The sequence below is a fragment of the Pseudomonas sp. NPDC089395 genome, from assembly GCF_044749525.1.
GTDB lineage: Bacteria > Pseudomonadota > Gammaproteobacteria > Pseudomonadales > Pseudomonadaceae > Aquipseudomonas.
In genome coordinates this window covers 187,522-207,025 of sequence record NZ_JBIVID010000003.1, presented here as the reverse complement: position 1 = coordinate 207,025, position 19,504 = coordinate 187,522, and the positions used below count along the sequence as shown (strand labels likewise).

Here is a 19,504-nt window from a genome sequence, read left to right as displayed (position 1 = left end):
CGACGATCGACGCTATTCCGAAAAATTTTTAATACACTTTTCACATGATTTCGGAGAGAAAAAAGCTGGTGTAGCATGGCCGGGCATGGAGCCTACAAACACAATCAATCCAGCCCCCCGCCAGCGCCTGGCGTGGGTCCACCGAGGTCCAGGTCATGCCTGTCCGCCCTATCGATCTGCAGGATCACCGCCTGCGTTACCTGCACCTGAGCCACGACAAAGGCTCCATGCGCGCCGCCGCCGAAGCCCTGGGGGTCGCCACCTCGTCGGTCAGCCGGCAGATCGCCCGGCTCGAAGCAGAACTGGGCATCGAGCTGGTGCGCCCCGGTACCCATCGCATCAGCCTGACCACGGCCGGCGAAGCCGCCGTGGACTACTACGTCGAGCGTCTGCGCCAGCACACCCGGCTGATCAGCCGCCTGGATGAACTGCGCACCCAGCAGCAGGCCTCGACGGTGATTGCCATCGGCGAAGGACTGCTCGGCGCGCGGGTGATCAATGGCCTGCAGGGGTTTCTCCAGACCCATGGTGCGCACAAGACAGAAATCATCAGCGCACCGTCGCAGGAAGTGCAGCGCATGGTGATGGCCGACCAGGCCCACCTGGGCGTGGTCTTCGCGCCCAGCCAGACGGCCTGTCTGAGCCGGCTGTTCAGCCTGGCGCAACCGCTGCGCCTGATCGTGCACCGAGACAGCCGCCTGGCCGAACGCAGCCTGGTCAGCCTGCAGGACATCGCCCGCGAATCGCTGGTGCTGCCCGGCGCCAACTTCCGTGTCCGCGAGCTGCTGGACGCGGCCTGCAAGGCGCAGGGGCTGAACATCGAACCGTCCCTGACCTCCAACTCGCTGGCGGTGATCCTCGATTTCGTCCGTTCGGGCCTGGGCGCGACCTTGCTGGCCGAACTACCGCTCATCGACGAGATCAAGGGCGGCACGTTCAAGGCGCTGGCCATCGATTGCGCGCAGATGAACGCCACCGATATCCAGATCGTCACCCGTCGCGGTCGCACCCTGGACGACGTGAGCCGGGCGCTGGCGACCGAAATGGCCAAGGCGATGCGCAGGGTGCTGTGACCTGCGCTGAAGGTACTGGCACTGCCCCCAGGTCCGGGTCGTTGCGCAAAACGCAACGACATTGACCGCCCCTGTCATTGAGCCCCCCTGCCCCGCCCATTAGCGTTGCTGCCTGTAGCGCAAACCCAAAACAACAAAAACAAACGTGACAGACAAGCGGGCACCCGACCTGACGCCCTCCTGCCCGTGGCTCGACTGCCCGGTACTTGTCCTGATCACCTGTCCAGGAATACCCCCATGGAACTCGGATGGCCCTTGCCTGCGAAATCGTTGTGCCTGTGTGTCGCTTGCGCCCTCCCCCAGGCCGGTTTGGCCGACGTGGTCGATGACAGCCACCTCTCGCTGAACATCAAGAACCTCTACCTGAACCGCAACTTCACCCAGGACAATGCGCCGGTGTCGAAGGTCGGCAACTGGTCCCAGGGCTTCGACCTGCAGTTCGAGTCCGGCTATACCGACACGCCGCTGGCGCTCGGCTTCGACCTCGACGGGCAGTACGCCGTGCGCCTGGACTCCACCGGCAACGATGGCTCGCTGCCCTTCAGCCGTCATGACCAGCAGACTGCCGACGACTACAGCCGTGGCGGCGCGACGCTGAAGCTCAAGTACGCCAAGAGCGTGGTGAAGATCGGCGACCAGCGGCCGTTCTACCCGGTCGCCTCGAACGACCCGAGCCGTCAGCTCGACACCATCTACCAAGGCGCGGTGATCGAATCGCGCGACATCGACAAGCTGACCCTGGTAGGCGGACGCTTCTGGTCGATCGTCACCCGCGAGTCGTCCAACCATGAGCGCCTCTACCGCTTCGGCACCCCCGACAGCCAGGACAGTGATGGCCTCGACTTCGCCGGCGCCACCTACGCGGTGACGCCCGACCTGCAGGGCAGCTACTTCCACGGCGTGCTCAACGACATCTACAAGCAGGACTACGCCGGCATCAAGCACACCCTGCGCTTCGCCGACGGCTACCAGCTCAAGACTGACGTCGGCTACTTCAACAACCAGGAAGACGGCGCCGCGCGCAGCGGCCCAGTGGACAACCGCGCCTACTTCGGCCTGGTGAGCGTGGAAAAGAGCGGCCACACGGTCGGCGTCGTCTACCAGCGCATGACCGGCGACACCGTATTCCCGACCCTGAACGGCTTCGTGCCGCAGCTGTGGCTGCCGAACTGGGGCAGCATCCCGTTCATCCGCCCGGACGAGCGCAGCTGGTCATTGCGCTACGGCTACAACTTCGCCGCCCTGGGCATCCCCGGGCTCAAGCTGTTCACCCGCTACACCAAGGGCACCGATGTCGACCGTGGCCGCGGCCTGGACCGGGACGAGGAAAGCGAGCGCGACATCATGTTCAGCTACGTGGTGCAAAGCGGCCCGCTCAAGGACCTGGCCTTCGACCTGAAGAACATGCACACCACGCAGAAGTACGGCAACGACTACGACGAATACCGCTTCATCACCTCCTACACCTGGAAGTTCTGGTAAGCCGCCGCCACCGTTTTTGCCCGGGCCTTTCCGTGCGGGGAGGGTTCGGGTTTTTTATTGCAACCCAAGGAACCCCTGTTGATGTCTGATCTTTACGAACTGCTCCGTTTCAACCTGCGCGTGCGCACACCGGCCCAGGCCCTGCCGCTGCTCCAGGCGGCGTTACAGGAAGCGGGCCCAGGCGTCGAGTTGATCGGCTGCTGGCTCTCGGAAATCGGCCAGCAGAACACCATTGCCGTGCTGCGTCGTTTCACCGATGCCCAAGCCCAGGCCGCCGAACGCCAGCGCGTGCTGCTCAGCAGCGATGCGTTCGGTATTGGCCAGTTCATCCTCGAGCAACACATGGACGACTACCGGCTGTTCCCCTTCCTGGCACCCTTGGCCCCCGGCAAGCACGGCCCGTTCTACGAGCTGCGCGAGTACGACCTGGTGACCTCGGGCCTGGCGCCGACCCTGGCCGGCTGGCGCAAAGCCGTGGGCCCGCGCACCGGGCACGACTACTCCCAGGTCTATGCTGCGTTCTACGCCACCAGTGGCCGGCTGCCGCGCTACCTGCACATCTGGCCTTACGCCAGCCTGGAGCAGCGCCTCGATGTGCGCACCCGGGCAGTGCGCGACGGGGTATGGCCGCCGGAGAATTCGGCGCCGCAGCTGGAGAAGATGCAGTCCACGGTCTACCTGCCAGCGCCCTTCTCCCCGCTCTGCTGATACCGCCATTGCCCAGGCGTGCCAACCTCTTGTCGCTGCCTGCCAATCGGCCCTGCGCCCATACCGCTGGCGGCGATGGCCCGGTAGCCTGCCGCGAGCCCACCTCGCGTCGCGGAAACCAACGACATGACCAACGCTTTGAGCATCCACAACAAGATCACCTTGCTCGCCAGCCTGTGCCTGGCCACCGTTGTCGTACTCCTCACCGCATTGGCCCTGGCCCAGCGCCAGGCCAGTGAGGACCAGGTCAAGCACAGCGCCAGCGATATGTTGCTGGCAGCGTCGCGCAACAACCTGCGCGCCGAAGGCCAGGCCCAGGCACTGCAGATCCAACAGGGTTTCGAGCGTGCCTACAGCTTCGCCGAAGGCGTGGGCCGCCAAGTCATGCACCTGCGCCAACGCGACGCCAGTGGGCAGGTGCCTGCGGCCGAGCTGCGCCGCGACCTCACCCAGGTGCTGCGCCAGGCCCTGGCCGGGCGGCCGGAGTTGCTGGGGCTGTTCATCACCTTCGACCGCAATGCCCTGGACGGGCGCGATGCCGACTTCCTCGGCCAGCTTGAACTGGGCAGCAACGATCAGGGGCGTTTCGCCCTGTACTGGCTGCAATCGGCCCCCGGCCAGCTGCAGGCCGTGCCGGGTGACGAACACCTGCTGGCCGACACCTCGCCCGGCCCCAGTGGTGCGCCGTTCAATGCGTTCTTCAGTTGCTCGCGCGAAGCCGTCAAGCCTTGCCTGCTGGAACCCTATGTCGACAGCTCCAGCGGTACCGCGCGGCTGGTCACCAGCCTGACCCTGCCGCTGCTCGACCAGGGCCGGGTGGTCGCGGTGATTGGCCTGGACATCGACCTGGGTACGCTGCAGCACGATGCCGAAGCCGCCAGCACGGCGCTGTACGAGGGCCAGGGCGATATCGCCATCGTCAGCTCGGCCGGCCTGCTGGCGGGCGACAGCCGCCACCCCGAGCGCCTCGGCACGTTGCTCAAGACACGTCACCCCGAACAGGCGGCCGCGATGCTCGACGCCACCCGCGCGGGCCTTGGGCAAACCTTCGAGGATGCCGACTCCATGCGCATGCTGGTGCCCATCCAGCCGCTGCCCGACGCCAGCCCCTGGGCCGTGCTGGTCAGCGTGCCCAAGGCCGTGCTCGGCGCCCCGGTAGCCGCCCTGCAAGCGCAGATGCGGGACCAGCGCCTGCACAGCCTGGCGCTGCAGATCGGCCTGGGCCTGAGCATCGCGGTGCTCGGGGTGGTGATGATGTGGCTGACCGCGCGCAGCGTCAGCCGGCCGCTGCTGCATGTGGCCCATGTGCTGGAGGACATCGCCGAAGGCGAAGGTGACCTCACCCGCCGGCTGGCCTACCCGGGCCGCGATGAACTGGGACGCTTGAGCCGCGCCTTCGACCGTTTCCTCGAGCACCTGCAACCGGTGGTCGCCCAGGTCCAGGCCGGTGTGCGCGACACCCGTGACACCGCCGACCAGTCCGCACGCATCGCCAGCCAGACCAACGCCGGCATGCAGCAGCAATTGCGCGAGATCGAACAGATGGCGGCCGCCTTGCAGCAGATGTCCGCCACCGCCCAGGCCGCTGCCCACAGCGCCGCCCAGGCAGCCGAGGCGGCGCGGCATGCCGACCAGGCCACCGGCGATGGCATGCAGGTGATCGAGGACGCCAGCCTCGGCATCCAGGCCCTGGCCCAGGACATGAGCGACGGCATGCAACGCCTGCATGCCTTGGCCAGCAGCGGCGAGCAGATCGGCACGGTGATGGCGGTGATCCTGTCGATCGCCCGGCAGACCAACCTGCTGGCCCTCAACGCCGCCATCGAGGCGGCCCGCGCCGGCGAAGCCGGCCGAGGCTTTGCCGTAGTCGCCGACGAAGTGCGCGGCCTGGCCCAGCGTACCCAGGCCTCGGTCGAGGAGATCGGCGCGATCATCGACAGCTTGCGCAGCGGCACCCGCGAGGTAACCCGCGCCATGCAGCACAGCCACGAGCAAGCCCAGGCCAATGCCGAGCAGGCGCGCCAGGCCCAGCAGGCACTGGCGCAGATTCGCCAGGCGGTCAGTGTGATCACCGACATGAACGTGCAGATCGCCTGCGCCGCCGAGCAACAGAGCAGCGTGGCCGAAGAGGTCAACCGCAACGTCGAAGCGGTGCGCGATGTCACCGCTTCGTTGTCTGGCCAGGCCGAGCGCTCGGCGGGCATCAGCCAGCAGTTGAACGACCTGGCGTCAGAGCAGCAAGGGCTGATCCAGCGCTTCAAGGCCTGAAGCGAAGCGTGGCGCCAGGCCCGCCTGACGCACCCGCTGCATCAGCTCGGCCAGGCGCTCGTGGCGATAAGCCGGCACATCGACGTGCCGGTAATCGTAGAAACCCACGCCTTCGCGCAGCCCGTTGCGCCCGGCCGCCATGTTGTCCAGCACGGCCTGCGCCGCCTGATAGCGCTCGCCCAGGTGCTGGCTGAGGTAGGCCGAGGCGTGGTGCAGGATGTCGCCGCCCCCCCAGTCGATGAACTCCAGCAAGCCGAGCACCGAAAAGCGCAGGCCAAAACCGCTGCGCACCGCCAGGTCGATCTGCTCGGCACTGGCCACGCCCTCCTCGACCATGCGCGCCGCCTCGTTCATCACCAGCGCCTGCAACCTCGGCACAATGAAGCCGGGCGCGGCGTTGCACACCACCGCGACCTTGCCGATGTCCTGCAAGGTCGCCAACAGCTCGGCGACCACCGTGTCGCAGGTCTGCTCACTGCGCGAAACTTCCACCAAGGGCATCAGATGCGCCGGGTTGAGCCAGTGCGCATTGAGCATGCGCTGCGGTGCCGAAACCATGTGCGCAAGCTCGGAGACCAGGAAGGTCGACGTGGTCGAGGCGATGATGCTGTCCGCCCCGACATGCCGGTCGATCCAGGCCAGTGCCTCGCGCTTGGCCGCCAGCACTTCGGGCACCGCCTCGAACACCAGCCGACAGCCTGCCAGCGCGCATACACCAGCGTCCGGCGCCAGCAGGCGAATGCGTGCCAGCAACTGCTCGGCCTGTACGGTGCCGATCAGTTCCAGGGCAACCAGGCTGTCCGCCTGGGCCCTGAGATTGCGTTCTATCGCCTGGAAATAATCGGCTTGGGCGGTGCGCGTCTTGAGGTCGATCAAGCTCACCTGCAGCCCGGCCTGGGCGAAGGCCAGGGCAATGCCCTCGCCCATGCGCCCGGCACCGACCACGGCAATGTGGCGCAGTGGTTCGCTCATGCCGCCACCCCGTCCTGCAGCACGGCGGCCATCTGCGCCCGGTCCAGCGCAGCCAGCCCGAGGTTTTCCAGGGTCCGCCCTTCGCCGTACAAGTCACGCCCGGTGACGGCCGATGCCAGCGCCAGCAGGCCTTCGGCCACGGGCGTGGGCACACCGGCCCAACGGCCGACGGAGACCAGCAGCGACAGGCCCAGGCGCGTGTCTTCGAGCATGTAGCGGTGCTGCTGCAGGTCGATCTTCTCGCGCCAGTCGCCGCTGTCGGTGAGTTTGCCGTGGGCGCCACGGCCGTACATCCACTCCTCGCCCTGGTCGGTGTTGTAGTGTTCGGCCAGCGGGAAGTGCGGCGCCGGGTAGCCCAGTGCTTCTCGCACGCGCATGCGCTCGGCATCGAGCTCGCTGGTGACGCGGCGAACCGCTGGCTGGGTGCCTTCGTTGTGGATGTCCCAGGAGGGGAAGTGCTCCAAGGGCCCGGCGTTCATCAGGATCAGCGGCGGGTGGATGACCGGGCCTGCGTTCATCAGCGCGCCGCTCAACGCATCCTCGATCGGCTCGACGCTCGGATAGGCTTCGCGCAGCACGGCGAACGCCTGCGCCGCCAGGCGGCTAGGCAACACGCCGGTCGGCAGGCGCGTGGCGTAGGCGCTGATCACCAACTGGTCGGGGCCGTGCTTGCGCACCAGGTAAGGCAAGGTGCCGGTTTCGGCGAACGCCACCTCGGCCCGGTTGCCACAGTCGCGCATGGCCTTGGCGAACAGGTAGCTGCCGAAGGTGCCCGGCGGCAGAAACACCACCTGGCCATCGCGCAGCAACGGCGCCACTTCGGCGGCCAGCGCCTCATGGGTGGTGGCGGGCAGCGGTATGACCACCAGCTGCGCACCTTCCAGCGCCTGTGACAGGTCGCCGACCAGTTGCAGGCGTTCGTCGAGGGGCACCTGCCGGGTGCCGCGATAGTCGCGCACGGTCAGGCTGCCGATGGCCTGCAGCGCCTGCAGGGCCTTGCTGTCACGGCGCCAGAGACGGGTGGCGTGGCCGCGTTCGGCCATCTCCACGGCTGCCGCGTAGCAGCCGTGGCCGCCACCCAGGATAGTCACTTGCATAGGGGGTAACTCCGCGTGTTGAGGTAGGCCGATGCTAGCCAACGCGGAATTTGCCGACGCTTCCGATCACGCAGGCAGGCTACCGATTGCGCAGATTCTCAGCGTTTGAGCGTGTCGGACGGCCGGCAACCGAAGCGTTGCCAGTACTGGCGGGTGAAGTGCGCCGGGCTGTTGATCCCGCAGCGCAGCAACACCTCGGTCACGCTGCCCTCGCCTTGCTGCAGCGCCTGGTGCACGGCCAGCAGGCGCCGGTCGCGGATGTACTCCAGCGGCGTCTGGCCAAGGAACTGGCGAAAGCCATTCTGCAGGGTGCGCACCGAGACGCCGCTGAGCGCGCACAGGGTCGACAGCGCCAGCGGCTGGTCCAGGTGCGCCTCGATGTGGTCGCGCGCCCGGCGCACGTGGCTGGGCAGCGGCGTGCTCGCGGCCTGGCAGAGTGCGTCCGAGTAGTTGTGTGGCAACTGGGTCAGCAGCAGTTGCACCAGATGATCCGCAAGCCCCTGGCGCAGCGGTGCAAGGCTCAGGTCCAGCGCCAGCAAGCGGCACAGGTAGTCCATGGCAGCCCCCAGTGCATGCACGCCGGGGTGCGTCGCCGCCAGCGGCACATCGAACGCCAGTGGCTGGCGCAACGTGCGCCCCAGCAGGTTCTGCAGATGCACCTCCAGCGTCTCGCGCGGCAGGCTGAGCACTGCGTTGCGACAGGCGCCCCCGGTGACGATGCGGCTGCTGGCGAAGGGCGAGCTGACACTCAGCCCGCCCGCCGCGACCGCTGCCTGATGGCGTCCCTGGGTCACCTCGCACTGCCCCTGCAAGGTGGTGCGAAACAGGTAGTGCGCGCCGGTACCCTCGAGGCTGACCTCCACCGGCGCGTCATAATCGAGCTCCAGCAACCAGGCCTCGGCGAACGCCACGCCGCTGACCTGCAAGCGCGGCGGCGTATCGTTCAGCACCCGCAGCCGATGGGGGCAGAGATAGCGGGCCAGCTGCACCTGCATCTCGCCCACATCCCGGGAATCGAGCAGCGGGAAGCGCTCCAGCATCTCAAGCCTCGGCGGGGTGTTCGCGTTGCAGGCTGGCACGGAAGCACTTGCAGCCCTTGGCCAGCAGCACGATGGCCAGCAGCGACGCCACGCAACTGACGATCGACATCGACGAGCCGACCGCTGCCGGTGCGCCGAAGTAGCGGTCGGTGATCAACGCCACCAGGGTCGTGCCCAGGCCCAGCCCCAGCAGGTTGCTGATCAGCAGGAACACCGCCGAGACCTGCGCCCGCACCTGGTTCGGCGAGAGGATCTGCATGGCCGCGGTGGAGGCCGGCATCGGGAACGAGGCGAAGAACATCGCCGGCACCAGCAAGGTGACCGACAGCCACAGCGGCTCGACCTGCGAATACAGCACCGCCGGCACGATCATGCCTACGGCGCCGATCACCCCAGTGCGCATGGCCGCATCACGGTAGCCACGCTTGGCCAGGTGGTCGGTCAGCCAGCCGCCGAACACCACGCCGGTGGTGTTGGCCAGCAACAGGATGGTGCCGAGCATGAAGCCCGCCTCTTGCGGGCTCATCCCGTACTTGCGGATATACAGTGCAGGCGTCCAGCTCATCATGCAGAACAGGGCCATGGCGTAGAAGGAGAAGCCCAGGTAGTGGCAACCGAAGGTCGCCCGATGGCGGCCGATGAAGCGCAGGCCATCGGTGAGCTTCACCTTGCGCACCTGGCCGTCGGCATCGAGCTGGGCGCCCTTGCGCTGGGGGTTGCGCACCGTCAGCCAGATCAGCAGGCCGACGATCACCCCTGGCAGGCCGACGATGAAGAACGCCAGCTGCCAGGCTTTCATGGCACCGAGCACGGCCACTTCGATGGTTTGCGCGTCCTTGAGCAAGGTGATCACGTAGCCGCCGACCAGGAAGGCGATACCGCCGCCGACGAACGAGCCGATCGAATAGATGCCCACGGCGCGGCCGAGTTTTTCCTTGGGGAACAGGTCGCTGAACATCGAGTAGGCCGAGGGCGACAGGGCCGCTTCGCCGACGCCAACGCCGATGCGGGCCAGGAACATCTGCAGGAAGTTCTTGCTCAGGCCGCAGGCGGCGGTGGCGAAGCTCCAGAAAATCACCCCGACGGCGATGATGCGTGGCCGGGAGAAACGGTCGGCCAGGTAGGCGATGGGCATGCCCATGAAGGCGTAGAACAGCGAGAAGGCCAGGCCGTGGAGCAGGCTGAACTGGGTGTCGCTGAGCTGCAGGTCGGCTTTGATCGGCTCGATCATCAGGGCCAGGATCTGCCGGTCAACGAAGGAAAAGATGTAGGCCACCATGCACAGGGTGACCACGTACCACTCGTAGAGGTAGCGCTTGTTCTGCTGCTTGAGGGGTTGCTCTTGGGTGAGGATCGTCATGCTCGGGCTCCTGATTGGATAGCCTGGGCGAGCGAATGCTGGGCGGGGTTACGCATGACCAAGGACCTTTATTGTTATTGGAATGGCGGATGGCAGTGTTTTGTAGGAGCGGCCTTGTGTCGCGAAAGGGCCGCAAGGCGGCCCCAGCAATATCAGCGGCGCGGCTGGAATCCAGGGGCTGCTCCGCAGCCCTTTCGCGACACAAGGCCGCTCCTACAGGGATGTTGCTCAGCCGTCTTGCAGCGCCCGCGGCCGGTGGCTGCGCGCTTCGGCCTCAGGTGCCTTGGCCGCCTGCAGGTGGAAGTCGAACGCCAGCTCGGCAAAACGCTCGCCCTGCACACCCCGGTCATGCGCCGCCGCGGCATCCTCGACAAAGCGCAGCTCGCCGACCAACCCATCACGGGTGGCATAGGCAAAGTCGTCCCACAGGTACTTGTCACCCTCGAAGTTGATCTGGGTGGTCAGGTGGCGATGCCCCGGCGCCGAGATGAAGAAATGCACATGCGCCGGGCGCTGGCCGTGGCGGCCTAGCAGGTTCAGGCATTCCTGGGTCGGCCCCTGCGGATCGCAGCCATAGCCCGACGGCACGATGGAGCGCGCACGGTAGCGGCCCTCGGCGTCGGTGACGATGCGTCGGCGCAGGTTGTATTCGGACTGGGTCGAGTCGAAGTACGAATAAGTGCCTTGGGTATTGGCGTGCCACAGGTCGACGGTGGCACCGGCCAAGGGTTGGCCATCGGCGTCGAACACCTGGCCCTGGAGGAACATCACCACGCCCGGGTCGCGGCCGTCGTCCATGCGCGCCTCACCTTCGGACAGGGGGGCGCCGGCCACGTACAGCGGCCCTTCGATGGTGCGCGGGGTGCCGCCGCCGAGGCCGGCTTCGGCGTCCTTGGCGTCCTGCAGCAGGTCGAGGAAGTGCTCGATGCCCAGGCCCGCAGCCACCAGGCCCGCCTCGTTGCGCCCGCCCAGGCGGTTGAGGTAGTCGACCGCGTGCCAGAACTCGTCCTCGCTGACCTCCAGGTCTTCGATCAGGCGTGCCGTGTCCTGCAGCACCCGCAGGATGATCTGTTTGAAGCGCGGGTTGCCTTCGGCATTGCCAAGGCCGGCCACTTGCTCGAAGAAAGCCTGGATTTCGGGGGTGTGGGAAATCTTCACGGTCATGTTGCTCACCTCGTATTGTTCTTGTCAGGTAGTCGCGGCGTCAGGGCGGTTCAGCGGTCGTCGGCGTGGATCGACGAGGGGTGGCGGCACAGGCCGTCGACCTCGATGTCCATGTACGGGAACAGCGGCAGCTGCATCAGCGTGTCGTGCAGCGCCTCGACGCTGGGCACGTCGAACACGCTGTAGTTGGCGTAGTGCCCGGCGATGCGCCACAGGTGGCGCCAGGTGCCCTCGCGCTGCAGGCGCTGGGCCAGTTCCTTCTCGTCGGCCTTCAGTTGCGCGGCCTTGGCCGGGTCCATGTCGACCGGCAGTTTCACGGTCATCTTCACGTGGAACAGCATGGGGTTCTCCTTCTCGGTTATCGGCGGGCGAAGCGCGCCAGGCGCACTTCATCCAGGCTCAGGCCCAGGCCCGGGGTGCGCGGCACATGCAGCTGGAAGTCGTGGTACTGCGGCGGCTCGTTGACGATCTCTTCGGTCAGCAGCAGCGGGCCGAACAGCTCGGTGCCCCAGGTCAGCTGGCGCAGGGTGAGGAAAGCGTGGGCCGAGGCCAGGGTGCCGACCGAGCCTTCGAGCATGGTCCCGCCGTACAGGGCGATACCGGCCGCTTCGGCGATCTGCGCGGTGCGCAGCACGGCGCGCGGACCGCCGTTCTTGGCGATTTTCAGGGCGAAGATGCTGGCGGCGCCATCGGCGGCCAGGCTGAAGGCGTCCTCGACGCTTTCGATGGATTCGTCGGCCATGATCGGCGCCGGGCTGCGCTGGTTCAGGCGGATCTGCCCGCCGCGGTTGATGCGCGAAATCGGCTGCTCGATCAGGTCGATGCCGTTGTCGCCCAGCACCTGGCAGGCGCGAATGGCCTGGGACTCGTCCCAGTACTGGTTGACGTCGACCCGCACGCTGGCGCGCTCGCCCAGCTCACGCTTGATCGCCACCACGTGCTTGAGGTCCTGCTCCAGCGGGTTGGCGCCGACCTTCAGCTTGAACAGCCGGTGGCGGCGGATTTCCAGCATGTGCTCGGCCTCGGCGATGTCGCGGGCGGTGTCGCCGCTGGCCAGGGTCCAGGCCACTTCCAGGCTGTCGCGCACGCGCCCGCCGAGCAGTTCGCTGACCGGCAGGCCCAGGCGCTTGCCCTGGGCGTCGAGCAGCGCGCTCTCGATGCCGGACTTGGCGAAGGTGTTGCCCTTGGCCAGCTTGTCGAGCTTGAGCATGGCGGCGTTGATGTTGTCGGCCGGAAGACCGATCAGCGCCGGCGCCAGGTGCGCGTCGATGTTGGCCTTGATGCCTTCGGGGCTTTCGTAGCCGTAGGCCAGGCCGCCGATGGTGGTGGCCTCGCCGAGGCCTTCCACGCCGTCGCTGCATTTCAGGCGCAGGATCACCAGGGTCTGCTGTTGCATGGTGTGCATCGCCAGCTTGTGCGGGCGGATGGTCGGCAGGTCGACGATGATCGCGTCGATGCGCTCGATCAGGGCGTTTGTCATGGTTCCAGGGTCCCGTGAAATCGGCCTGCAGGTCGCAGATCCGATACTACATTTACTTGATTATTCAAGCATTGCGCGAGACCCTGAGGGCCGTCCAATATCAAATGAATCTCCCACCATACCCAGGAGGTCTGATGGAGCTGCGCCACCTTCGCTACTTCAAGGTCCTGGCGGAAACCTTGAACTTCACCCGCGCCGCCGAGCTGCTGCACATCGCCCAGCCGCCGCTGAGCCGGCAGATCGGCCAGCTCGAGGAACAGCTCGGTACCTTGCTGGTGGTGCGCGAGCGGCCGCTGCGCCTGACCGAAGCCGGGCGCTTCTTCTATGAGCAGACCTGCACCCTGCTGCAGCAGCTGGACAATATCAGCGACAACACCCGGCGTATCGGCCAGGGCCAGCGCCAGTGGCTGGGCATCGGCTTTGCCCCGTCGACCCTGTACACCGTGCTGCCGGAGCTGATCCGCGAGCTGCGCCAGGACAGTGAGCTGGAGCTGAGCCTGAGCGAGATGACCACCTTGCAACAGGTCGAGGCCCTGAAAAGCGGCCGCATCGACATCGCCTTCGGCCGCATCCGCATCGACGACCCGGCCATCGTGCAACAGGTGCTGCGCGAAGACCCGTTGGTGGCCGTACTGCCCAAGGGCCATGCCCTGGCCGGCGCGCCCCTGTCGCTATCGCAGCTGGCGCGGGAGGCCTTCATCCTCTACCCGGCCAACCCCCGGCCCAGCTATGCCGACCACATCCTGGCGCTGTTCGCCCACCACGGCATGAGCATCAAGGTCAGCCAATGGGCCAATGAATTGCAGACCGCCATCGGCCTGGTTGCCGTTGGCCTCGGTGTGACGCTGGTGCCGGACTCGGTACAGCGCCAGCACCGCACCGATATCGAGTACGCCAGGCTGCTCGACAGCAGCGCCGTCAGCCCGATCATCCTCAGCCGACGCAAAGGCGACATGAGCCCGATGGTGCAACGCTGCCTGGCGCTGATCGCGCAGCAGGCCGTTTGACCCTAGCGTTGGGTTTCACATGACGTAGCATCATCCATGTCCTGACGAGCGATCGTTTGCCACGCCTCGGTCGCTGTTTTCTAATGCCTGCAAACTACCAGACAGCCTCCAGGAAGCGCCTGCAATGATTCACGGAAAAACCCCAGCTCAATGGTGCGCCTCACACCCCTTGATCGAGGACCTGATGGCGCTGCGGGAAACCCAATGGTTCAACCCGGCTATCGCGCCTGCGGCCCAGGCCCTGGGCGACGTCGGCCTGACGGCGGCCGACGTGCAGGCCGCCAGTGCCCGACTGCAACGCTTCGCGCCGTACCTGGCGACGGTGTTCCCGGACACGGCGGCCAGCGCCGGGATCATCGAATCGCCGTTGCGACCATTGCCCAACCTGCAGCGCAGCTTGCTGCAAGAGGCTGGCCTGGCACCTGGCGGAGCGCTGTGGCTCAAGGCCGACAGCGAACTGCCTATTTCCGGTTCGATCAAGGCCCGTGGCGGTATCCATGAAGTCCTCAAGCATGCCGAGGACCTGGCCCTGGAAGCCGGCCTGATTACCCTGGAAAGCGATTACCGGGTGCTGGCCGACGCGCCGGCGCGGCAGTTCTTCAGCCAGTACAAGGTGGCGGTCGGTTCCACCGGCAACCTCGGCCTGTCGATCGGCATCATGAGTGCCAAGCTCGGCTTCCAGGCCACCGTGCACATGTCGGCCGATGCCCGGCAGTGGAAGAAGGACAAGCTGCGCGCCAACGGCGTGACCGTGGTCGAACATCAGTCGGACTACAGCGTGGCGGTGGAACAAGGGCGCCAGCAAGCCGCTGGCGACCCGCTGTGCTACTTCGTCGATGACGAGAATTCGCCGCACCTGTTCCTCGGTTATGCCGTGGCCGCCGAGCGGCTGGCACGGCAATTCGAGGACCAGGGCATCGCGGTCGATGCCGAGCACCCGCTGTTCGTCTACCTGCCCTGCGGCGTTGGCGGCGGGCCTGGCGGTGTGGCGTTCGGCCTGAAGCTGGTGTTCGGTGACCATGTGCATTGCCTCTTCGCCGAGCCCACCCACTCGCCGTGCATGCTGCTGGGGGTCTACACCGGCCTGCATGATGAAGTGTGCGTCCAGGACTTCGGCATCGACAACGTCACCGCCGCCGACGGGCTGGCGGTGGGCCGCCCGTCCGGCTTCGTCGGCAAGGCCATGCAGCGTCTGCTCGACGGTTACTACACGGTGACCGACGAAGCACTCTACCGCCTGCTGGTGCTGGCCCACGACCAGGAACAGGCGCGCCTGGAGCCCTCGGCGCTGGCCGGTGTACCGGGCATGGTGCGGGTGCTGCAGGCCACCCCTTACCTTGACCGCATGGCGCTGTCGCCGGCGCGCCTGGCCAATGCCACGCACCTGGTCTGGGGCACCGGCGGCAGCATGGTGCCTGCCGAGGAATACGCGGCCTACCTGGCCAAAGGCCGGAGCTGACGGCATGCGCGAGCTCAGCGGTGCCCACCTGGCCAACCTGCATACCTTCCTGGTCGCGGCGCGGCACCTGAGCTTTGCCCGGGCCGCCGATGAGCTGTGCCTGACCGCCAGTGCGGTCAGCCACCGCATCGCGCGGCTGGAGGACGAGCTGGCGCTGAAACTGTTCCAGCGCCTGCCGCGCAGGGTGGTGCTGACCGAGGACGGCGAGCGCGTCTATCGCACCATGCAGCAGGCCATGGACGCGCTGACCGAAGCGGTGCAGGCACGCTCGGACGAACAGGTGGCCGGGCAACTGACGTTCCATGTGCGGCCGTCGGTGGCGCAGTGCTGGCTGGTGCCGAAGCTTGCCGACTTCACTGCCCGCTATCCGGATATCCAACTGGATATCCGCGTGGGCAATGAGCGTATCGACTACCGCACGCGGCAGGTCGACCTGCTGCTGTGCTATTCGGACGGCGAACATCCCGGGTTGGTCAGTACGCGGTTGATGCCCGAACGGATTGCCCCGGTCTGCTCGGCCCAGTACGCGCGGCAGCTGGGCCTTACGGATGGCCCGGATGCCTTGGGCGACAGTACTTTGCTGCACGATGTGGCGGCCTGGGACAACGCCGCCTTCGATGCCGAGTGGCAGCTGTGGATGCGTGCAGCGGGTTGGCACCGGGCGTTGCCGTCGCGCTTTCTGACCTTCGACCGCTCCGACCTGTGCAGCCTGGCGGCCATGCACCATGCGGGGATTGCCATGGGCCGCGAGCAGTTGGTGCGTGAGCGGGTGACCAGGGGTGAGTTGGTGCTGCCGTTCGGGGATTTCTTGCAGGTAGGCAAGCATGGTTATTACCTGGTTCATCCGGGGCATGAGCCGACGCCACGGCGGTTGCAGGTGCTGATCCAGTGGCTCAAGGGCGTTGCCAGCCTTTGAGGTGGCTTTACTGGCCCTATCGCCGGCAAGCCGGCTCCCACAGGTCCTCCACAGTTCTTGAAGGCTGTGGGGTACCTGTGGGAGCCGGCTTGCCGGCGATAGGGCCACCACTGCCTGCAGTTCTCCTTCGTTTGATCAGGCGGTCGATCATTCAACCGCGCAACGCCGCCTCGATCGCCGCCACATCGATCTTGCCCATGGTCAACATCGCGTCGAAGGCCCGTTTGGCCGCGGCCTTGTCAGGGTTGCCAATCGCCTCGATGAGAATGCGTGGGCAGATCTGCCAGGAGATGCCCCACCTGTCCTTGCACCAGCCACAGACGCTCGCTTCACCGCCGTTGCTGACGATGGCCTCCCACAGGCGGTCGGTTTCCGCCTGGTCCTCGGTACTGACCTGGAACGAAAACGCCTCGCAATGCTTGAATGTCGGGCCGCCGTTGAGCCCAACGCAGGGAATGCCCATGACCGTGAACTCGACGGTAATTACATCGCCGGCCTTGCCCGACGGGTAGTCGCTCGGCGCCGGATGCACGGCCAGTACCCGGCTGTCGGGGAAGGTGCTGGCGTAGAAGTTCGCGGCTTCTTCGGCGTCCTGGTCGAACCACAGGCAAATCGTGTTCTTGGCAGTCATGGTCGGACTCCTGGGAGTCAAGAGTGAACCATTGAGTCTAGCCCTTGCGCCTGGTCTGGCGACGCCCAGGGCCTGCGTTTCGTCGCACGCAGCCTGTACGATTCACGTTCAGAACAATCCTACGCATCTTAGTGAAATGCCCTACAAGCCACCCCCTTCACTGGACTGTCTGACAACCCCATCATCCCTGGCGAACCTAACAAGCGACTCTACGCAGGGAGAATCAGGTTTGTCCGACTTCGAAGCGAAGCTGCAGCACCTCACCGCCGAACAGATCGAGGTGTTGTACAGCGAGTACATCAGCGGTGAAAAAATTGCCCTCTTGATCGAGCGCTACGGCATCGACGTGGCCCCCAGCAGCCTGATCAAGGCCTTTCCTCCTGTGCCTTCTGCGGCGCTGGCCTGCCCCTACTGCAAAGTCAGCCTGTTCGAACGGCGCAAAAGCAGAACGACCCACCGTTGGAACGAGAGCATGGCGTTCTGCAAAACTTGCACACACCGCCATTACTATCCTGGCCGTTCCCGCTGGCGGCGCGATTGCACCTGCCAACCCTGCCTGAACGCGCGCGAGCAGGCCAAACAGGCACAGGCCGTCGACCAGCGCAGGCGGATCAAGGCGCATTGGTCGCTGGCGAATCGAAAACCGCTGGCCCTGCACAGGCTTTCGTTCACCCACAAGCTGCAGTTGCTGGCCATGCTCGAAGTGCGCATGGACGCCCGGAACAATTTCCTGGCCCCGGCAGAACAGCTGCACCTAGACGTTCGTGTCAGCCCTTCCACGGCCATGGACGCCGCGATACTGCAGGCGCTGCACGAGGCGTCGATCCTGTTGGTAGACCCTGACTCGCCACTGGATGCCTTCAGCGACGACCTGACCCCCAAGGCATGGCGAGACAAAGTGCGCTGGGTCGCCAATGTCAGCCTGGACGGCCAGCAGCGTGCGGGACTGGCCCCCCTGTACCGCGTAATGCACAAGGAACTGTCCGGCGGCCCATTGCCCCAATGGAGCGTGCAGATCATCGCGATGATCGAGGCGCTGTCGAATGAAGAGGTGTGCGCCTACATCGCCGCCCGGTGCGCGGAACATGGGTTGCCCTTCGAAGCCCGGAAAAAGGCCGCCGAGATAACCACGCAACTGCTTCAGGACCACCCTGTGCGCCACGTCTGTTCGCTGGCCAACAGCGCCATACGCGGAGCACTCTCATACATTGCACGCGCCCACGTGACCAAGCTGCACGCCAGCAACACCATTCCCGCCAGCATGCTGGCGATGGGCGAACGGGCGCTCAGGCAGCAATGGCAGTTCAGCCCATCGGGCTACGACACCCACTCGCCGCGCTCCAGCCTCAACCAACTGCTGTTCGACGTGTTGCTGCAGCAGGATGACCATGGCCTGGAGCGCAAGATCGGCGACTACATTGCCCAGCTTCCCCTTCACCCTTCTTAGCCCTTTCGGGCGGGCAAGCCCGCGTCTGCAGATTTTTTGCAGAGGGCTTGCCGGTGGAGGCGCTCTAGCCCGCCACTTGCAACATTCTGCAGACAATTCCTGCATTCAGCAGTGAACCTGCTGACAAAAAAGCGGTCTTTGGCTGACGGTCTATTCACCGACCAGTTCGCCGGCCCCTTCATGATCATGCGTCACCGGGCCTATTTTTCCTGTTGCAGCGAAGACCCCACATGCCTGAATCCCGCCCAGCCACCCTCGCCCTCCCAGCCCTGCGCGGCACCTTGCTCGCCGCCCTGGTGGCCCTCGCCACCCCCGTGCATGCCGAAGAGCCGGCCAGCGATGCGCGTTGGGTCAGTGACAGTTTGAGCACCTACGTGCGCAGCGGCCCGACCGACGGCCACCGTATCGTCGGCACGCTCAAGTCCGGGCAGAAACTCACCTTGGTCGGCAGCCAGGGCAACTACAGCCAGGTGCGCGGGCAGAGCGGCGACCTGGTGTGGATCCTCACCAGCGACCTGCAGTCGGTGCCGGGCCAGGGCGAGCGACTACCGCAGCTGGATGCTCAGGTGGCTGAGCTGTCCGGGCAGTTGAAGACCATCGACGACAGCTGGAAGAACCGGGTGCAGGGCATGCAGGAGACCCTGGATTCGCGCAAGCAGCTGGTCGATGAACTGGAAGCGCGCAACAAGTCGCTCAACGAGCAGCTCGACCAGGCCCAGTCGAAGCTGCGCGACACCCAGGCGCAGCTGGGGGACGAGAATAAACAGGTAATGATGCGCTATATGGTCTACGGCGGCAGCATTGCTGGCGCGGGATTGCTGATGGGGCTGATCCTGCCGGCGTTGACCCGCGGGCGGAAGAAGAACGACCGCTGGTTCTGAGGGCATGCCTGGGTTTTTGCGGTGGCGTTGAGATCGAGCGCCGCCCGCGCGGCGCATCGCGGATAAATCCGCTCCTACATTTGTTGCAACGTGCCTATGCCTGATAGGCCATGGTTGTCCGCCTTTGGCGCCCGGCGAAAAATCGCATCGGGCCTGTAGGAGCGGATTTATCCGCGATGCGCCGCACAGGCGGCGCTCGATTTGCGCGGCAACATCACACCCCCGCCATGCACCCGATGCACACGCAGCTCTCGCTCACTTGTTACGCGCCTTGTTGTAAATGGTCTTGGCCTGGTCAGCCGAGGCCTGGCACTGGGTCATGTCACCTGCTTTCTGAGCATCCTTGGCATTTTGCAAATGCACCTTGTAGTCATGGGCCATCCCTCCATGCAGTGCCTGACCACTGGTTTTGAAAATGTCTTCCAGCTCCTTGATCTTCGCCTCGCAATTGCTGGCAGGGTCGGCATGGGCGGCAAAACTCAATACGGAAGCAATCACCAGCAGTGTCATGGATTTCAT

Annotated in this window: 18 protein-coding genes and 1 pseudogene; 10 read left to right on the top strand and 9 right to left on the bottom strand. The window is 65.8% G+C overall.

Translation table 11 applies throughout. The annotated features are described in order from the left end of the window. Positions 1-155: 155 nt before the first annotated feature. From ACIPZG_RS09380 to ACIPZG_RS09360, 5 genes and pseudogenes are all read left to right on the top strand, one after another. Positions 156-1,073 (top strand): LysR family transcriptional regulator, encoded by a 918-nt coding sequence (locus ACIPZG_RS09380; RefSeq protein WP_400712639.1) that lies wholly within the window; start codon positions 156-158, stop codon positions 1,071-1,073. 237 nt (positions 1,074-1,310) lie between these two features. Beyond that, complete coding sequence (locus tag ACIPZG_RS09375) at positions 1,311-2,555, top strand: OprD family outer membrane porin (protein ID WP_400712636.1); 1,245 nt, start codon at positions 1,311-1,313, stop codon at positions 2,553-2,555. Between the two features lie 81 nt (positions 2,556-2,636). Beyond that, the gene (locus tag ACIPZG_RS09370) at positions 2,637-3,263 is read left to right on the top strand and encodes an NIPSNAP family protein (protein WP_400712633.1); all 627 of its coding nucleotides are present in this window, start codon (positions 2,637-2,639) and stop codon (positions 3,261-3,263) included. 126 nt (positions 3,264-3,389) lie between these two features. Further along, a pseudogene (locus ACIPZG_RS09365) lies at positions 3,390-4,673 on the top strand (HAMP domain-containing protein); the annotation flags it as partial. Positions 4,674-4,775: 102 nt separating this feature from the next. Beyond that, positions 4,776-5,531: a methyl-accepting chemotaxis protein gene (locus ACIPZG_RS09360; RefSeq protein ID WP_400713294.1), complete on the top strand. Its 756-nt coding sequence runs from the start codon at positions 4,776-4,778 to the stop codon at positions 5,529-5,531. Here the strand turns inward: ACIPZG_RS09360 and ACIPZG_RS09355 are convergent. The 7 genes from ACIPZG_RS09355 to ACIPZG_RS09325 form a co-directional block, all read right to left on the bottom strand. Further along, complete coding sequence (locus ACIPZG_RS09355; protein WP_400712630.1) at positions 5,493-6,503, bottom strand: 3-hydroxybutyryl-CoA dehydrogenase; 1,011 nt, start codon at positions 6,501-6,503, stop codon at positions 5,493-5,495. The two genes, ACIPZG_RS09360 and ACIPZG_RS09355, sit on opposite strands and share 39 nt — an antisense overlap. Next, positions 6,500-7,600, bottom strand: coding sequence for an NAD/NADP octopine/nopaline dehydrogenase family protein (locus ACIPZG_RS09350; RefSeq protein WP_400712627.1), 1,101 nt, complete (start codon positions 7,598-7,600; stop codon positions 6,500-6,502). Before ACIPZG_RS09350 ends, ACIPZG_RS09355 begins: the two co-directional genes overlap by 4 nt. Positions 7,601-7,698: 98 nt before the next feature. Further along, complete coding sequence (locus ACIPZG_RS09345) at positions 7,699-8,640, bottom strand: helix-turn-helix domain-containing protein (RefSeq protein WP_400712624.1); 942 nt, start codon at positions 8,638-8,640, stop codon at positions 7,699-7,701. Between the two features lies 1 nt (position 8,641). Further along, complete coding sequence (locus ACIPZG_RS09340) at positions 8,642-10,000, bottom strand: spinster family MFS transporter (protein WP_400712621.1); 1,359 nt, start codon at positions 9,998-10,000, stop codon at positions 8,642-8,644. Positions 10,001-10,228: 228 nt separating this feature from the next. Continuing rightward, complete coding sequence (catA, locus tag ACIPZG_RS09335; protein WP_008089624.1) at positions 10,229-11,164, bottom strand: catechol 1,2-dioxygenase; 936 nt, start codon at positions 11,162-11,164, stop codon at positions 10,229-10,231. Positions 11,165-11,214: 50 nt separating this feature from the next. Continuing rightward, positions 11,215-11,505 carry a muconolactone Delta-isomerase gene (catC, locus tag ACIPZG_RS09330; RefSeq protein ID WP_008092782.1) on the bottom strand — a complete coding sequence of 97 codons (291 nt, stop codon included), beginning with the start codon at positions 11,503-11,505 and terminating at the stop codon, positions 11,215-11,217. A 17-nt stretch (positions 11,506-11,522) separates the two neighbouring features. Next, positions 11,523-12,644 carry a muconate cycloisomerase family protein gene (locus ACIPZG_RS09325; protein ID WP_400712618.1) on the bottom strand — a complete coding sequence of 374 codons (1,122 nt, stop codon included), beginning with the start codon at positions 12,642-12,644 and terminating at the stop codon, positions 11,523-11,525. Between the two features lie 134 nt (positions 12,645-12,778). Between ACIPZG_RS09325 and ACIPZG_RS09320 the strand changes: the two genes are divergently transcribed. The 3 genes from ACIPZG_RS09320 to dsdC all read left to right on the top strand — a co-directional run bounded on the left by ACIPZG_RS09320 (position 12,779) and on the right by dsdC (position 16,026). Further along, a complete protein-coding gene (locus ACIPZG_RS09320; RefSeq protein WP_400643037.1) occupies positions 12,779-13,651 on the top strand; it encodes a LysR family transcriptional regulator in 873 nt (290 codons plus the stop codon). Between the two features lie 124 nt (positions 13,652-13,775). Further along, a complete protein-coding gene (locus ACIPZG_RS09315) occupies positions 13,776-15,110 on the top strand; it encodes a D-serine ammonia-lyase (RefSeq protein ID WP_400712615.1) in 1,335 nt (444 codons plus the stop codon). A gap of 4 nt (positions 15,111-15,114) precedes the next feature. Continuing rightward, positions 15,115-16,026, top strand: coding sequence for a DNA-binding transcriptional regulator DsdC (gene dsdC, locus ACIPZG_RS09310; RefSeq protein WP_400712612.1), 912 nt, complete (start codon positions 15,115-15,117; stop codon positions 16,024-16,026). 151 nt (positions 16,027-16,177) lie between these two features. On the opposite strand, the gene ACIPZG_RS09305 is transcribed toward dsdC, so the two are convergent. Continuing rightward, the gene (locus ACIPZG_RS09305; RefSeq protein ID WP_400712609.1) at positions 16,178-16,657 is read right to left on the bottom strand and encodes a VOC family protein; all 480 of its coding nucleotides are present in this window, start codon (positions 16,655-16,657) and stop codon (positions 16,178-16,180) included. Between the two features lie 229 nt (positions 16,658-16,886). On the opposite strand from ACIPZG_RS09305, the gene ACIPZG_RS09300 reads away from it, so the two are divergent. Beyond that, on the top strand, positions 16,887-18,104 hold the full coding sequence (locus tag ACIPZG_RS09300) for a hypothetical protein (RefSeq protein WP_400712606.1): 1,218 nt from the start codon (positions 16,887-16,889) through the stop codon (positions 18,102-18,104). 230 nt (positions 18,105-18,334) lie between these two features. After that, complete coding sequence (locus tag ACIPZG_RS09295) at positions 18,335-18,985, top strand: TIGR04211 family SH3 domain-containing protein (RefSeq protein ID WP_400712603.1); 651 nt, start codon at positions 18,335-18,337, stop codon at positions 18,983-18,985. Positions 18,986-19,240: 255 nt separating this feature from the next. Here the strand turns inward: ACIPZG_RS09295 and ACIPZG_RS09290 are convergent, their stop codons facing one another. Further along, positions 19,241-19,504 carry a hypothetical protein gene (locus ACIPZG_RS09290; protein WP_400712600.1) on the bottom strand — a complete coding sequence of 88 codons (264 nt, stop codon included), beginning with the start codon at positions 19,502-19,504 and terminating at the stop codon, positions 19,241-19,243.